This window comes from Saccharothrix sp. NRRL B-16348 (assembly GCF_001280085.1).
In the GTDB taxonomy this organism is placed as follows: Bacteria; Actinomycetota; Actinomycetes; order Mycobacteriales; family Pseudonocardiaceae; genus Actinosynnema.
Genome location: NZ_LGED01000057.1, coordinates 67,598 through 81,668, shown reverse-complemented (window position 1 = coordinate 81,668; position 14,071 = coordinate 67,598). Strand labels below are relative to the sequence as shown.

At 71.8% G+C, this 14,071-nt stretch carries 16 protein-coding genes; 5 read left to right on the top strand and 11 right to left on the bottom strand.

Annotated elements, in window-relative coordinates; genetic code table 11:
• The first annotated feature begins 192 nt into the window (after positions 1-192).
• On the top strand, positions 193-993 hold the full coding sequence (locus tag ADK67_RS08515) for a (2Fe-2S)-binding protein (protein ID WP_053715845.1): 801 nt from the start codon (positions 193-195) through the stop codon (positions 991-993).
• Positions 994-1,135: 142 nt separating this feature from the next.
• Here ADK67_RS08515 and ADK67_RS08510 read toward each other — a convergent pair whose 3' ends face one another.
• The 5 genes from ADK67_RS08510 to lysS all read right to left on the bottom strand — a co-directional run bounded on the left by ADK67_RS08510 (position 1,136) and on the right by lysS (position 6,240).
• Positions 1,136-1,942 (bottom strand): ABC transporter ATP-binding protein, encoded by an 807-nt coding sequence (locus ADK67_RS08510; protein WP_053715844.1) that lies wholly within the window; start codon positions 1,940-1,942, stop codon positions 1,136-1,138.
• Positions 1,939-3,012, bottom strand: coding sequence for a FecCD family ABC transporter permease (locus ADK67_RS08505; RefSeq protein WP_197289343.1), 1,074 nt, complete (start codon positions 3,010-3,012; stop codon positions 1,939-1,941). The genes ADK67_RS08510 and ADK67_RS08505 overlap by 4 nt, the downstream gene beginning before the upstream one ends.
• A gap of 5 nt (positions 3,013-3,017) precedes the next feature.
• Complete coding sequence (locus ADK67_RS08500) at positions 3,018-4,007, bottom strand: FecCD family ABC transporter permease (RefSeq protein ID WP_231648074.1); 990 nt, start codon at positions 4,005-4,007, stop codon at positions 3,018-3,020.
• A gap of 259 nt (positions 4,008-4,266) precedes the next feature.
• Positions 4,267-4,614, bottom strand: a complete 348-nt coding sequence (locus ADK67_RS08495; protein WP_053715841.1) for a histone-like nucleoid-structuring protein Lsr2 — start codon at positions 4,612-4,614, stop codon at positions 4,267-4,269.
• A 114-nt stretch (positions 4,615-4,728) separates the two neighbouring features.
• Positions 4,729-6,240, bottom strand: coding sequence for a lysine--tRNA ligase (gene lysS, locus ADK67_RS08490; RefSeq protein WP_053715840.1), 1,512 nt, complete (start codon positions 6,238-6,240; stop codon positions 4,729-4,731).
• A 62-nt stretch (positions 6,241-6,302) separates the two neighbouring features.
• Here lysS and ADK67_RS08485 point away from each other — a divergent pair, with 62 nt between their 5' ends.
• Positions 6,303-7,058, top strand: coding sequence for a class I SAM-dependent methyltransferase (locus tag ADK67_RS08485; protein ID WP_053715839.1), 756 nt, complete (start codon positions 6,303-6,305; stop codon positions 7,056-7,058).
• 4 nt (positions 7,059-7,062) lie between these two features.
• On the opposite strand, the gene ADK67_RS08480 is transcribed toward ADK67_RS08485, so the two are convergent.
• The 5 genes from ADK67_RS08480 to ADK67_RS08460 form a co-directional block, all read right to left on the bottom strand.
• A complete protein-coding gene (locus tag ADK67_RS08480; RefSeq protein ID WP_053715838.1) occupies positions 7,063-7,848 on the bottom strand; it encodes a type III pantothenate kinase in 786 nt (261 codons plus the stop codon).
• Positions 7,849-7,917: 69 nt separating this feature from the next.
• The gene (panD, locus tag ADK67_RS08475; RefSeq protein ID WP_053715837.1) at positions 7,918-8,400 is read right to left on the bottom strand and encodes an aspartate 1-decarboxylase; all 483 of its coding nucleotides are present in this window, start codon (positions 8,398-8,400) and stop codon (positions 7,918-7,920) included.
• Between the two features lie 10 nt (positions 8,401-8,410).
• Positions 8,411-9,301, bottom strand: coding sequence for a pantoate--beta-alanine ligase (gene panC, locus ADK67_RS08470; RefSeq protein ID WP_053715836.1), 891 nt, complete (start codon positions 9,299-9,301; stop codon positions 8,411-8,413).
• On the bottom strand, positions 9,298-10,188 hold the full coding sequence (locus ADK67_RS08465) for a Rossmann-like and DUF2520 domain-containing protein (protein ID WP_053715835.1): 891 nt from the start codon (positions 10,186-10,188) through the stop codon (positions 9,298-9,300). The genes panC and ADK67_RS08465 overlap by 4 nt, the downstream gene beginning before the upstream one ends.
• A gap of 91 nt (positions 10,189-10,279) precedes the next feature.
• Positions 10,280-11,452 carry a PrsW family intramembrane metalloprotease gene (locus tag ADK67_RS08460; protein ID WP_053715834.1) on the bottom strand — a complete coding sequence of 391 codons (1,173 nt, stop codon included), beginning with the start codon at positions 11,450-11,452 and terminating at the stop codon, positions 10,280-10,282.
• Positions 11,453-11,482: 30 nt separating this feature from the next.
• On the opposite strand from ADK67_RS08460, the gene ADK67_RS54560 reads away from it, so the two are divergent.
• Positions 11,483-12,673, top strand: a complete 1,191-nt coding sequence (locus ADK67_RS54560) for an SAM-dependent methyltransferase (RefSeq protein WP_053715833.1) — start codon at positions 11,483-11,485, stop codon at positions 12,671-12,673.
• Positions 12,674-12,711: 38 nt separating this feature from the next.
• Here ADK67_RS54560 and ADK67_RS08450 read toward each other — a convergent pair whose 3' ends face one another.
• Positions 12,712-13,035, bottom strand: coding sequence for a hypothetical protein (locus ADK67_RS08450; protein WP_053715832.1), 324 nt, complete (start codon positions 13,033-13,035; stop codon positions 12,712-12,714).
• A gap of 64 nt (positions 13,036-13,099) precedes the next feature.
• Here ADK67_RS08450 and ADK67_RS08445 point away from each other — a divergent pair, with 64 nt between their 5' ends.
• Both ADK67_RS08445 and ADK67_RS08440 read left to right on the top strand, forming a co-directional pair.
• Positions 13,100-13,528, top strand: coding sequence for a MarR family winged helix-turn-helix transcriptional regulator (locus tag ADK67_RS08445; protein ID WP_053715912.1), 429 nt, complete (start codon positions 13,100-13,102; stop codon positions 13,526-13,528).
• A 63-nt stretch (positions 13,529-13,591) separates the two neighbouring features.
• Positions 13,592-14,038, top strand: coding sequence for a DUF1203 domain-containing protein (locus ADK67_RS08440; protein ID WP_053715831.1), 447 nt, complete (start codon positions 13,592-13,594; stop codon positions 14,036-14,038).
• Positions 14,039-14,071 lie beyond the last annotated feature (33 nt).

Genomic DNA, 14,071 nt, shown 5'->3' with positions numbered 1-14,071 from the left:
GTGATCTGCCAGCGAGATTCCACGGAACGGGTGTTGTCCGCTGAGCGCGAACATTCAACCGTTCGGCGACACGAGGGGTGACCCGGGTCACCGACGAGGTGCGAGTTAGGGGAACCTCGGTAAGGTTAGGCAAGCCTCAACCCGCTCCGCTGAACCCACTCGGCCACCCGAACCGACGAGGACCTTCTGGACATGACCGTACCGGTGACGACGACCGCGTGCGACGTGACGACGCCCGTCGCGCGGTCCTTGGGGCGGGTGTCGCTGTACGAGGGTTTCGAGCTGCGGTTCGGGCTGCCGGCCGAGCGCGGCGACTGGGTCCTGTGCTCGGAGTTCCTGGGCGAGCCGGAGCGGTTCGACGCGTGGCGCAAGGCGCTGGCGGAGTGGCTGCGGGAGCAGCACGGCGAGGCGCCCGACCGCACCACGGCCGGGTACGTGATGAGCTGGTACCTCAACGTCGTCGGCGTGCTGGGCGGGCTGCTGTTCCACACCGCGCGGCGGGTGCCGTCGCTGCGGCCCGCCGACGTGGCGGTCAAGGTCGCGGCCGAGGGCAGGCCGCACGTGGTCGGCGTGGCGTTGCTGAGCGACGAGTTCGCGTGCCTCCCGGACGACCCGGAGGGCGACCACCCGGCGGCGACCGAGGTGGCCGACGAGACCGCGTTGGCGGCGTTGCTGCGGGCCCGGTTCGCGGCGCACAGCGCGCAGTTCGTGGGCGCGTTCGGGCCGACCGTGCGGCTGGGACGGCGGATGCTGTGGGCGGCGGCCACGGACGCGCTGGACAGCGCGGCGTGGACGGCGGGTCAGCTGTGCGGTGACGAGACGGCGGGTGTGATGGACTCGGCGCTGCTGCTGCCGGCCAAGCTCGACCCGTTCACCTCGGCGTCGACGCTGCGCGCGACCGACACCGGCTGGACCCGCCGCCGCGAGAGCTGCTGCTTCCACTTCGTGCTGCCGAACGCCGACGCCTGCGCCACGTGCCCCCGCGTCTGCTGACCCCGTCCTGAGCGTTCAACTCACCCGTTCCGAACGTAGGACACGCGCGTTCTGAACGTAGGACACGCGCGAGAGTCCTACGTTCGCGTCGCGCGTGTCCTACGTTCGGAACAGGCGTGTCCTACGTTCGGAACACCCGAGTTCAACGCTCGGGGGTGCGGTGGCGATGGCCGATCGGGATCACCAAGGGGGTGGCGGTGACCGGGTCGGGGACGACGCGGGCGTCCAGGCCGAAGACGTCCAGCAGGTTCGGCTCGGTCAGCACGTCGGACGGCTCGCCGGCCACCACGATCCGCCCGTCCTTCATGGCGACCAGCCGGTCGGCGTAGCGGGCGGCCAGGTTCAGGTCGTGCAGCACCATCACGACGGTCCGGCCGAAGTCGCGGTGCAGCCGCTGCACGAGGTCCAGCACGTCGATCTGGTGCGCCAGGTCCAGGTAGGTGGTCGGCTCGTCCAGCAGCAGCAGGTCCGTGCCCTGCGCCAACGCCATCGAGATCCACGCCCGCTGCCGCTGCCCGCCGGACAGCTCGTCCACGGTCCGGTCGGCCAGCCCGGTCATCGCGGTCATCTCCAGCGCGGACGCCACCGCCGCCTCGTCCTCCGGCGACCACTGCCGGTACCACGCCTGGTGCGGGTGCCGCCCGCGCGCCACCAGCTCGGCCACGGTCAGGCCTTCGGGCGCCTGCGGCGACTGCGGCAGCATCGCCAGCACCTTCGCCACCTCACGGGTGGGCGTCCGGTCGATCCGCTTGCCGTCGAGCACCACCGCGCCCGAACGCGCCGGCAGCAGCCGCCCCAGGGCGCGCAGCAACGTCGACTTGCCGCACCCGTTGGGCCCGATCACCGCCGTCACCGAACCGGACAGCACGTCCAGGTCCAGCCCGGACACCACCAGTCGCTCCCCGTACCCCACGGACAGCGACTGCGCCTGCAGCCGAACAGCGGTCATACCCGTGCCTCCCGGCGACTGCGGACGAGCAGGTACATCAGATAAGGAGCGCCGAGCACCGCGGTCACCACGCCCACCGGCAGCTCGAAACCGCCGAACGCCAGCCGCGCGACCAGGTCCGACACCACCACCAGCAGCCCGCCGACCACGGCCGACCCGAGCAGCGGCGGCGTGGCGGTCCCGGCCAGCCGCAACGCGATCTGCGGCGACGCCAGCGCCACGAACGCCACCGGCCCGGCCGACGCCGTCGCCACGGCGGCCAGCACGACCGCGAGCAGCAGCATCACGGTCCGCGCGCCGTTGAGCCGCACGCCCAGCCCGCGCACGGTGTCGTCGTCGAACTGCAGCGCGCCCAGCAACCGGGTCCCGACCAGGGCCGCCGGGATCAGCACGGCCAGCGCCACCCCGACCGGCACGACGTGCTCCCACCCGCGCCCGTTGAGGCTGCCGGTGATCCACACCATCACCCGCGCCGCGTCGGTCACGTCGCCGACGGTCAGCAGGTAGTGGGTGAAGTTGCCGGTCACGGCCGACACGCCGATGCCGACGAGCACCAGCCGGAACCCCTCGATCCCCTGCCGCCACGCCAGCCCGTAGACCAGCAGCCCGGCCAGCAGCCCACCGCCCAGCGCCGCCAGCGGCACGCCCACCGTCGCCGCGGTCCCGCCGACCGCGCCCAGCGACCCGGCGAACGTGATCACGGTGACCGCGCCCGCCCCGGCGCCCCACGTGACGCCGAGGATGTCCGGGCTGGCCAACGGGTTGCGCGCGATCGACTGGAACACCGCGCCCGCCACCCCGAGCGCCGCGCCGACGAACACCCCTGTCAACGCCCGCGGCAGCCGCAGGTCGAGCACGATGAACCGCTGCCCGCGCTGCCCGCCGCCCAGCAGCACGTCGAACACCTGCCCCAGCGGGATCGGGAAGTCACCGCGGGCCACGCTCACCGCGCCCGCGAGCACCACCAGCACCAGCCCCACGACCACCACGGCGAACGGCCGCCACCGCAGCGGCCCGGACACCGGCCCCCACCGGAACCCCCTGGCGGGCGGCACCGCCCCTTCCGCCACGGCCTTCACAGCTTCACCAGCTTCCGCCGCCGCACCAGGGCGATGAAGAACGGCGCGCCGACCAGGGCCATCACCACACCGACCTCCAGCTCGCCCGGCCTGGTCACGACCCTCCCGACGACGTCCGCGACCAGCAGCACGATCGCGCCGATCACCCCGGCGAACGGCAGCAGCCACCGGTAGTCCGGCCCGGTCAGCGCCCGCGCCGCGTGCGGCACGACGAGCCCGAGGAAGCCGATCGGCCCGCACACCGCCACCGCCCCGCCCACCAGCAACGTCGTCGCGACCACGCCGACGACCCTGGTCGCCGCCACCCGCTGCCCCAGCGACCTGGCCACGTCGTCGCCGAGCGACAGCGCGTTCAGCCCGGGCGCGTTGCCCGCCGCCAGCACCAGCCCGAGCACCAGGAACGGCAGCACCTGCCACAGCACGGCGAGGTCGCGCCCGGCGATGCCGCCGACCTGCCAGAACCGGAACGCGTCGAGGCTCTGCCGGTCGAGCAGCACGATCGCGGACACCAGCCCGTGCATGAGCGCGCTGACCGCCGCGCCTGCCAACGCCAGCGTCACCGGTGTCGGCCCGTTGCGCCCCGAACCGAGCAGGAACACCACGACGCTGGCCACGAGAGCGCCGCCGAACGCGAACCACACGTACCCGTAGAGGCTGGTCACGCCCAACGTGAAGATCGACAGCACGACCGCGAACGCGGCACCCTGCGTGACGCCGAGGATGCCCGGGTCGGCCAGCGGATTGCGGGTGTGGCCCTGCATCAACGCGCCGCCGACGCCCAGCGCGACACCGACCGCGATGCCGAGCAGCGTGCGCGGCACCCGGAGTTCACGGACGACGAGGTCGTTCTCCAGCCCGGCGTGGGCGGTCAGCGCGTGCCAGACGTCGGCGAGCGGGATGTCCTTGGCGCCGATGGCGACGCTGGCGAGCGCGACCACGGCCAAGAGACCGACGAGCAGGACCAGTCGGGTGGTGCGGAGGGCCACAGCGCTTGCTCCTCCCACGGCGACCCGACCTTCGGTGAGGTAAGCCTAACCGAACACGGTCTGATCACCGGTGAACGCACTCCGTGCCGCCGAACGGTCGAGTCGGAGATCACCTGAGTGCCCGACGCGCGATCCGCACAATCGATCTTCACAACTCCGCGGCGAGTCCTCTAAAACAACCGAGGGGCGCCGGAATCATCCGGCGCCCCTTCGTCGATTGACGTAATTGCCGTGGCCTGCGCCACGTCCACAACTCGCGTCAGCCCTGCTGGTGGTAAGCCTCCAGCACCTCGGCCGGGATGCGCCCGCGATCGGAGACCTTCATCCCCTGCTTGCGCGCCCACTCCCGAATCGCCTGGTTCTGCTCGCGATCCGCCGAAGCCGGACGAGCTGCCTTCACACCGGCCGGACGACCCGGGCCGCGCTTGCGGCCACCCGCCTTGCGGGCACTGGCGACGAAGTCGGCGAGAGCGTCGCGGAGCCTGCCCGCATTGCTCGCAGAAAGGTCGATCTCGTAGGACACACCGTCCAATCCGAAGCCGACCGTCTCCTCTGCCTTCCCACCGTCCAGGTCATCGACCAGGGTCACGGTGACCTTCTGCGCCATGCGTATCCTCCTGGACTCGAATGCGCGGTGTTCCCCGACCGCGACCTAAAGCATTGGCGAGTGCAGGTTAGCGCACAACTGGAGGAATGCGCCGCCTGGAGTCCGAGAAGTTACTCATTCCGGGCGCACGAGGGGGAACAGGATCGTCTCCCGGATACCGAGACCGGTGAGCGCCATCAGCAGCCGGTCGATGCCCATTCCCACACCACCGCTCGGTGGCATTCCGTACTCCAGTGATCGCAGAAAGTCTTCGTCGACCGGCATCGCCTCGGCGTCACCGGTCGCCCCGAGCCGGGCCTGGGCTTCCAACCGCTCCCGCTCGACCACCGGGTCCACGAGTTCGGAGTATCCCGTGGCCAACTCGAAACCGCGCACGTACAGGTCCCACTTTTCGGCCACACCCGGCCGGGTGCGGTGCTGACGGGTGAGCGGCGACGTCTCCACGGGGAAATCGCGCACAAACGTCGGCGCGTGCAGGGTGTCGCCGACCAGGTGCTCCCACAGCTCCTCGACCAGCTTGCCGTGCCCGAGCTTCGGGTCCGTCTCCAGGCCGTGCTTGTCGGCCAGCTCCCGCAGCCGCTCCGGAGAGGTTTCGGGCGTGACTTCTTCGCCCGCCGCGTCGGACAACGAGTCGTACATGCTCAACGTGGTCCACTCGCCGCCGAGGTCGTACTCGGTGCCGTCGACCAGCGTCACGACGTGCGAACCGGCGATCGCCAGCGCGGCTTCCTGCACCAGCTCGCGGGTCAGCACCGCGTTCGTGTCGTAGGTGGCGTACGCCTCGTAGTACTCCAGCATCGAGAACTCGGGCGAATGAGACGAGTCCATGCCCTCGTTGCGGAAGTTGCGGTTGATCTCGAAGACCTTCTCGATACCGCCCACCACGCACCGCTTCAGGTACAGCTCGGGCGCGATCCGCAGGAACAGGTCGATGTCGAGCGCGTTCGACCGGGTCACGAACGGTCGGGCGGTCGCGCCGCCCTGCAACGTCTGCAACATCGGGGTCTCGACTTCGATGAAACCGCGCCGGTGGAACGACTCCCGCAACGAGCGCACCACCGCGGCCCGGTTGCGCACCGTGTTCCGGGCCTGCTCACGCAGGATCAGATCCACGTACCGCTGGCGAATGCGGGTTTCCTCGGCGAGTTCCTTGTGCGCGACCGGCAACGGGCGCAACGCCTTCGCCGTCATCGCCCACTCGTCCGCCATCACGGACAGTTCGCCGCGGCGGGACGTGATGACCTCGCCGTGCACGAATACGTGGTCGCCCAAGTCGACGTCGGACTTCCATTCGCCGAGCGACTGCTCGCCGACGCCGTTCAGGCTCAGCATCGCCTGGAGTTCGGTGCCGTCGCCCTCGCGCAGCGTCGCGAAGCACAACTTGCCGGTGTTGCGGATGAACATGACCCGGCCCGTCACACCGACCACATCACCGGTCGCGGTGTCCGGTTCCAGTCCCTGATGCGCTTCGCGCACCTCTCGCAACGTGTGCGTGCGTGGTACTTCGACCGGATACGGGTCGACACCGCGTTCCAGCAGTCGCGCCCGCTTCTCCCGGCGCACCCTCAGCTGCTCGGGGAGATCGTCGTCGCTGGTCGCGGAACCGGTCGCTGGCTGCTCACTCACAGGACGAAGAGTACGGAAAGACCGCTCGGGAAATCGAACCGGATCTCACTAGGCTCTTGTGGGTGACGGGAGATGACTTGCGGGCCAGGCGGGCCTCCTCCTTCGGAGCGCACGCCTCGGCGTACGCGCAACACCGACCGGACTACCCCGCCGAGGCCGTCCGCTGGGTGCTCGAACCGCTCGGCGAAGGGCCGCACCAGGTGCTGGACCTCGGCGCGGGCACGGGCAAGCTGACCGGCGTCCTGCTCGCCCAGGGTCACCACGTGACGGCGGTAGAGCCGGACGAGGCGATGCTGTCGGAGCTGGTGCGCCACCACGGCGCGGCACGCGCCCTGCCCGGCAGCGCGGAGCGGATCCCCGTGCCGGACGGCACGGTCGACGCCGTCGTGGTCGGCCAGGCGTTCCACTGGTTCGACCCGACGCGCGCGATGCCGGAGATCGCTCGCGTGCTGCGGCCGGGCGGCGTGCTGGCCGCGCTGTGGAACGACTTCGACGACTCGGTGCCGTGGGTGGCGGAGTTCGTCCGGGTCGCCCGCGACGACGTCGCCGTGCCCGAAGTGGACGCCGACCCGGTGCCGGAGCACGAGCTGTTCACCGGCACCGAGGACCGCGTCTTCCGGCACGCGCACCGGCGCACCGCCGAGTCCGTCGTGTCGACCGTCAACACGCACTCGCACGCGCTGGTGATCCCGGAGGAGGAGCGGGTCGAGCTGAACGCGCGGATCCTCGCGTTCCTCAAGTCCCGACCCGAGACCGCGGAGGGCGAGTTCGACTTCCCCCTGACCACCTACGTGAAACGGGTGCGGCGGACCGGCTGACGCCTCAGGGCCTGTTGCGCTCGAACACCAACCGCAGGCCCAGCAGCGTCAGGTCGGGCACGTGCGCCTGGATGGTGGCCGACTCGGTCACCACCAGGGGCGCGAGGCCGCCGGTCGCGATGACCGTGACCGGGCCGGGTTCGGTGAGCTGCAACTCGTCGACGATCCGGCGGACCAGGCCGTCGACCTGGCCGACGAACCCGTAGACGATGCCGGACTGCAGGCACTCCACGGTGTTCTTGCCGATCACCGACCGGGGCCGCACCAGCTCGACCTTGCGCAGCTGCGCGGCGCGGGCCGCCAGCGCGTCGACGGAGATCTCGATGCCCGGCGCCAGCGCGCCGCCGAGGAACTCGCCCTTGGCCGAGATGACGTCCAGGTTCGTGGACGTGCCGAAGTCGACCACCACGCACGCCGTGCTGTGCAGGTGGTGCGCGGCCAGCGTGTTGATCACCCGGTCGGAGCCGACCTCCTTGGGGTTGTCCACCAGCAGCGGCACGCCGGTCCGCACGCCCGGCTCCACGAGCACCTTCGGCACGCCGCTGTAGTACCGGCCGAGCATCACGCGCAGCTCGCGCAGCACCGCGGGCACGGTGGACAGCGCCGAGATGCCGGTGATCTTGTCGGCGTACTCGCCGAGCAGGCCGCGCATGGTCAGCGCCAGCTCGTCGGCGGTCATCCGGGCGTCGGTGCGCATCCGCCAGTCCCGGATCAGCGCGGCGGCGTCACCCGTGCCGTCGTACAGGCCCAGCACGATGTTGGTGTTGCCGACGTCGATGGCGAGCAGCACAGCGGGTCTCCCCCTAGGTCTTCGGCCTGAAGCCTTCGGCGTGAAGTCTCCGGCCCGGTTCTCGGCCTGCTAGTCCTCGGCCTGGATCAACGCGTCCAGCGCCGCCGCGTCCTCGGTCTCCGCCGCCACCGGCTCCGGCTGCGCGGCGGCGGACCCGTTCACGAGCCCCGAGCCCTCCGGCGCGTGCGCCGGGTCCGCGCCGAGCTCGACGACCTTGTTGTCGGCGTCGACGAAGACCACCCTCGGTTCGTACCCGCGCGCCTCGGCGTCGTCCATCTGCCCGTAGGCGATGAGGATCACCAGGTCACCCGGCTTGACGAGGTGCGCCGCCGCGCCGTTGATGCCGATCACGCCGGTGCCGCGCTCGCCGGGGATGACGTAGGTCTCCAGGCGCGCGCCGTTGGTGACGTCCACGATCGCGACCTGCTCGCCGGCCAGCAGGTCGGCGGCCTCCATCAGGTCCTCGTCCACCGTGACCGAGCCGACGTAGTGCAGGTCGGCCTGGGTGACGGTGGCCCGGTGGATCTTCGACTTGAGCATGGTGCGGAACATGGCGGTCCCCTTACTCGTCACCGGTGCCGAGCAGCACGGCGGCGTTGTCGATCAGTCGGGTGGAGCCGACGCGGGCGGCCACCAGCAGGCGGGCGTCGCCGCTCTCCGGCGCCGGACCGAGGTCGGGCGCGCGCAGCTCCAGGTAGTCGAGGTCGACGCCGGGCGCCGCGGCGAGCGTGTCGCCCGCGGCCTTCAGCACGGCGTCCGCGCCCTGGCCGCTGACGTACGCGCCCGCCACCAGGGCGGCGGACAGCGCGGTCGCGGCGGAACGCTCCTCTTCGGACAGGTAGCGGTTGCGCGAGGACAGCGCCAGGCCGTCCGGCTCGCGCACGGTCGGCACGCCGACGACGTCCAGGCCGAAGTTCAGGTCGCGCGCCATCCGGTGGATCAGCGTGAGCTGCTGGTAGTCCTTCTCGCCGAACACCGCGTAGGTCGGCTGCACGATGTTGAACAGCTTGGCGACCACGGACAGCACGCCAGCGAAGTGGCCGGGACGGGTCCGGCCCTCCAGCTCGTCGCCGAGCGGTCCCGGGTCCACCGTGACCGTGCTGCCGGGCAGGTACATGTCGTCGACGGACGGCGCGAACACCAGGCCGACGAGCTCCTCGCGGCACAGGTCCACATCGGACTCGAAGCTGCGCGGGTAGCGGTCGAAGTCCTCGTTCGGGCCGAACTGGGTCGGGTTCACGAAGATGGAGACGACGACCACGGTGTTCTGCAGCACCCGCGCCTCGCGGATCAGCTTGCGGTGACCCTCGTGCAGCGCGCCCATGGTCGGCACCAGGGCGATGTTGCGGCCGGCCGCCTTCAACGCCCTGGTGACGCGGCGCAGCCGGTCCGGGTCGCGGTGCACCGTCACGTCGTTCGGCGTGTAGTCGTCCTTGGTGAGCGGCTTGGTCATGCTTGTCCCTCGAGGGTGGTGCGGACGTCGGACGCGAGTTCGGGCTTGAGCAGCCCGGCGGCCTGGGCGCGGGCCGCGGTGCGGAGCGCGAGGATTCGGTACGCGGGGAGCGCCTCGGTGTCCGAGAGCACCGCGAGGTGCTTGGCCACGGTGCCCGCGTCGCCGCGCGCGACGGGGCCGGTGAGGGCGCGGTCGCCGTGCCGCAGTGCGTTGTCCAGGGCGGCGGACAGCAGCGGGCCCAGCATCCGCTCGGCGTCCTGGATGCCCGCGTCGCGCAAGAGGTCCGCGCAGTCGGCGACCAGCGTGATCAGGTGGTTCGCGCCGTGCGCGAGGGCGGCGTGGTAGAGCGGGCGGGCGGCTTCGGGCACGCGCACCGGTTCGGCGGACATCTCCACGACCAGCGCCTCGCCGACGTGCCAGGCGATCTCGTCGTCGTCGGCCGCCGTGACGCCCACCGAGCAGGCGTTCATCCGCTGCACGTCCTCGACCCGGCCGGTGAACGTCATCACCGGGTGCAGTGCCACGCACAGCGCGCCGAGTTCGGCGGCGGGCCGCAGCACCTCGACGCCCTGCGCGCCGCTGGTGTGCACGACGATCTGCCCGGCGCGCAGCGAACCGGTGGCGACGAGGCCGCGGACCAGGCCGGGCAGCTCGTCGTCCGGCACGGCCAGCAGCACCAGGTCGGCGGTGGCGGCCACCTCGGGCGGCGACAGCACGGGCGCGTCGGGCAGCAGCTCCTCGGCGCGGCGCAGCGAGTCGCGGGAAACGGCGGAGACCGCGCTCACGACGTGCCCCGACCGGGACAGCGCGGCGCCCAGCACCGAACCCACCCGGCCTGCCGAGATCACTCCCACGGCCAACCGCGCGGGGCGGGGGGTCGCGTCCATGCGACGTACTCCTTCACCGCGGCGTTCCAGTCCCGATGCCCGGGTACCGGACGACGGCCGCGAGCGTAATCCGGTGTGCTGCCATGGGCCGTCAACTGCGACGAACGCCACCTGCGGCCTTCAGCGCACCCGGCGCGTCCACCGCGGCCTGACGTGCGGCGACGAGGGCGGTGAGCAGCTGGGCGTGCCGTTGCTCGGCGTCGTGGCCCGCCGTGCCGTTGGCCATGCGGTGGCGCAGGAACGCCAGTTCGGTGGCGGCGACCTGGTAGCCCGCGACCGCCTTGGCCGCCTCGTCGCCGACGCGCCGCCGCACCGTGCGCCGCCACCGGCTGCGGCCCTGCAGGCTGGCCAGCAGGGTGACCTCGCTGGAGGCGATCCACTTGTTGGCGGCCATGGCGGGCAGCTGGCCCGCGACGATCCGCTGCTCGCGGCGGCGCTGCCAGACGACCATCAGCACCATGCCGGCGAAGATCGGCACCATGATCAGGAAGTACAGGTTGATGAAGGTGGAGCCGGTGCCGACGGTGGTGGAGAAGTTCCACAGCGAGTGCAGGCCGGCCGCGCCGAGGTAGCCGAGGACCGGCGCGGCGACCCGCACCTTCGGGCTCGCGGTCATGGCCGCGATGCCGATCCCGATGCCCGTCATCGACGTGAACAGCGGGTGCGCGAACGGCGAGAGCACGCCGCGCAGGATGAACAGCGCGATCACGCCGCTGCTCAGGTCGCCGAAACCGCTGTCGGAGAAGACGCGGGCGAAGTACCAGATGTTCTCGGTGAACGCGAAGCCGGCGGCCGTCACGCCCGCGTAGACCACGCCGTCCACCACGCCGTCGAACTCCTGGCGGCGGCGCAGGAACAGCACCACGATGAACGCCGCCTTCGCGGCCTCCTCGGTGATCGGCGCGCCGACCACGGCGGCGAACGTGCTGCCGTCGCCGCCGTCGATGAGCTGGCCGAGCACGTGCGCGCTCTGGTTGAACACCAGGGACGTGATCGTCGCGCCGCACGCGCCCCAGAGGAAGGCCAGCAGGAGGATCTTCGCGGGCTCCGGCTCCCAGCGGTCGACCCACAGGTAGGCGCCGATCACGGCGAGGACGGGCAGCAGCGCGGCCACCGCGCCGACCAGGATCGGCAGCAGACCGGTCTGGGAGGTGCCGAGGCCGAGCAGGACCAGCCCGCACACGCCCAACGCGATCAGGCCCAGGACCGGGAGCAGGACCGTCCAGCGCTGCTGGTCGACTCGCTTGCGGGCGGGAGTGGTCACGGGGAGAAACCTTAAAGGGACACTTGACCGATGGTGGACTCGGAAGCCCTGTGGCGGGAGGCGTTGTACGGGCCGTCGGGGTTCTTCACGCGTGGCGAGGTGCCCGCCGACCACTTCCGCACCGCTCCGTTGGTGGGCCCTGAGCTGGCCGAAGCACTGCTCGTGCTGCTCGATCGGGTGGATTTCGCCCTCGGCCGGCCGGCGCGGCTGGATTTCGTCGACGTGGGCGCCGGCGGCGGGGAGCTGGCGGGGGCGGTGCGGTCGTCGGCGACGGGCTCGCTGGCGGCGCGGCTGGTGGTGACGGCCGTGGACGTGGGGCCGGCGCGGTCGGTGCCGGGGGTGCGGTGGCGGTCGACGTTGCCGGGTTCGGTGCGCGGGTTGTTGGTCGGGCACGAGTGGCTGGACGCGGTGCCGTGCCCGTTGGTTACGGGGCCGTTATCCCATCCTTGGTTGGATCGGTGGTGGCCGGTGGGAGAGGGGGAACGGGCGGAGATCGGGGAGCCGCGGGACGCGGCGTGGGCGGACGCGGTGTCGCGGGTGGCGCGCGGGGCGGCGCTGGCGGTGGACTACGGGCACGTGCGGGCCGACCGGGTGGCGGGGCGGTACGTGGCGGGCACGTTCGCCGCGTACCGGGGCGGGCGTCGGGTGGAGCCGGTGTTCGACGGCACGTGCGACCTGACGGCGCACGTGGCGCTGGACGCGTGCGCCGAGGCGGCCGGTGGTGAGTGGGTGCTGGTCTCGCAGCGCGACGCGCTGGCCGCGCTGGGTCTGGTCGGCAAGGTGGACATGGCAGGTCCGGCGGGTGGGTCAGCCGGGTCCGGCACGGCAAGTGAGTCTGGCCCGACAGACCGGCCTGGTTCGCCAGGCGGGTCCGGTTCGTCAGGCAGGCCCGCGTCGGCAGGCCTGGCGGGCGGGTCGGGCAAGCCAGGGTCGACAAGCGGGTCCGGCACGGCAGCGAGGTTCGGGGCGGCAAGCGGGGCCGGTATCGCAGGTGAGGTTGGCGCCGCGAGCCGGCCCGGATCGGCAGGCGGGTCCGGGGGCGCAGGCCGGACCGGACCGGGTGCCGGGGCCGGGTTGGCGTGGTTGGCGGCGGCCGAGCGGGCGTCCCGGATCGCGGAACTGCGGGCGGAGGGCGGGTTGGGGTCGTTCGGCTGGCTGCTGCACGGCGTCGGCGTGCCCGTGTCGTCCCTGGTCCCGCCGCTGCCCCCGTGGCGACCCTGACCTCCGCCGCCCCCGACCTCCGCGACCCGGCCGCGCGCCTACACCGCCCAGGGCGGGGTGATCCGCTGGTCCCCGACCAGTCCCGTGATCCCGACCGACGTCGCGACCAGGACCTTGGCCGGCCCACCCACCAGCTGGAACTCCAGGTGCGGCGGGACGACGACCGTGTCCCCGGCGCCCGCCGCGACGTCGTTGATCGTCACCGAACCCTCCAGCACGTGGAACACCTCCTCCTTGTCCACCTGGTGCCTCTCGCTCTCCGCGTCCGCCGGCACCTCGACGGTCCACAGGGCGATCTGGGTGCTCCCACCGTTGGACGGGGAGGCGTGGGGGTGGAACACGAAGCCGTGGCGCTCGAACATTGTTCTCCAAACTAGTCAACCAAGTTGTCTAGTAGCAGACTAGGCGACCGTGGAACCCGTGTCGATGTTGTTCGCCAGAACGTTCCGCGCCATGACCGACCGCTTCCACGAACGGCTGGCCGGACGCGACCTCGAACCACTGCGCCCGGCGCACGGCTACGTCTTCCGCTACCTCGCCGCCCAACCCTCGGCCACCGCCGTCGACCTCGCCGCCCACCTGGGCGTCTCCAAGCAGGCCGCGACCAAGACCGTGGCCGAACTGGTCGAGTGGGGCTACGTCCACCGAACGCCCCACCCCACCGACCGCCGCGCCCACGCGCTGACCCTCACCGGCAAAGGCCACGCCTACCTCCGCTTCGCCGACGCCCTCTGGTCGGAACTGGAAGAGGAATTCGCGGCCGTCGTCGGCGCGGAACAACTGACCATCGTCCGTGAGGCCCTGGAGACCTACCTCGCGGACAGCAAGTCGGAAGGCATCCGCCCGGTCTGGTGACCCGCCGGTTCGACGGCCGAAGACCGCCGGCGGCACGACACGGCACGGGACAAGGTCGGGCACATGAGAATCCACGCGCTGCCGAACAACGTGCTGGACCGCGCCCGCGAGCTCGCCGGCACGGACGAGCACCACGAGTCGCACGACGAGTCACCCGGCGCGCCGCTGCGCTGCTGCCTGCGCAAAGCCGAGCCGGGCGAGTCGCTGATCCTCTTCCGCCACACCCCCACCGCGGGCGTCGGGCCGTACGAGGAGCTGGGCCCGGTGTTCGCGCACGCCGAGCCGTGCGACGGGCCGGCGACCACCGCGGAGTTCCCCGAAGCGTTCCGCCACGCGCCCCGCACCCTGCGCGCCTACACCGCCGAAGGCCGCATCCACGGCGGTGAAATCGCCGCCCCGGAAAACCTCGCCGACCGCGTCACCGCATTGCTCGACGATCCGGACGTCGCCGAAATCCAGGTCCGCAGCGTGTCCCACGGGTGCTTCCTCTTCGCGATCACCCGCGATTAGGCCTGCCCCCGAACGGCGGCCCGGCCGTGCGAC

What these genes read in the sequence shown, in the direction of transcription:
- panC (WP_053715836.1), bottom strand. Translation starts at nt 9,301, where the DNA reads ATGACCAAGCCGCTCACCAAGGACGACTACACGCCGAACGACGTGACG.
- ADK67_RS54560 (WP_053715833.1), top strand. Translation starts at nt 11,483, where the DNA reads ATGGTGGACTCGGAAGCCCTGTGGCGGGAGGCGTTGTACGGGCCGTCG.
- panD (WP_053715837.1), bottom strand. Translation starts at nt 8,400, where the DNA reads ATGTTCCGCACCATGCTCAAGTCGAAGATCCACCGGGCCACCGTCACC.
- ADK67_RS08465 (WP_053715835.1), bottom strand. Translation starts at nt 10,188, where the DNA reads ATGGACGCGACCCCCCGCCCCGCGCGGTTGGCCGTGGGAGTGATCTCG.
- ADK67_RS08440 (WP_053715831.1), top strand. Translation starts at nt 13,592, where the DNA reads ATGAGAATCCACGCGCTGCCGAACAACGTGCTGGACCGCGCCCGCGAG.
- ADK67_RS08445 (WP_053715912.1), top strand. Translation starts at nt 13,100, where the DNA reads ATGTTGTTCGCCAGAACGTTCCGCGCCATGACCGACCGCTTCCACGAA.
- ADK67_RS08515 (WP_053715845.1), top strand. Translation starts at nt 193, where the DNA reads ATGACCGTACCGGTGACGACGACCGCGTGCGACGTGACGACGCCCGTC.
- ADK67_RS08450 (WP_053715832.1), bottom strand. Translation starts at nt 13,035, where the DNA reads ATGTTCGAGCGCCACGGCTTCGTGTTCCACCCCCACGCCTCCCCGTCC.
- ADK67_RS08495 (WP_053715841.1), bottom strand. Translation starts at nt 4,614, where the DNA reads ATGGCGCAGAAGGTCACCGTGACCCTGGTCGATGACCTGGACGGTGGG.
- ADK67_RS08510 (WP_053715844.1), bottom strand. Translation starts at nt 1,942, where the DNA reads ATGACCGCTGTTCGGCTGCAGGCGCAGTCGCTGTCCGTGGGGTACGGG.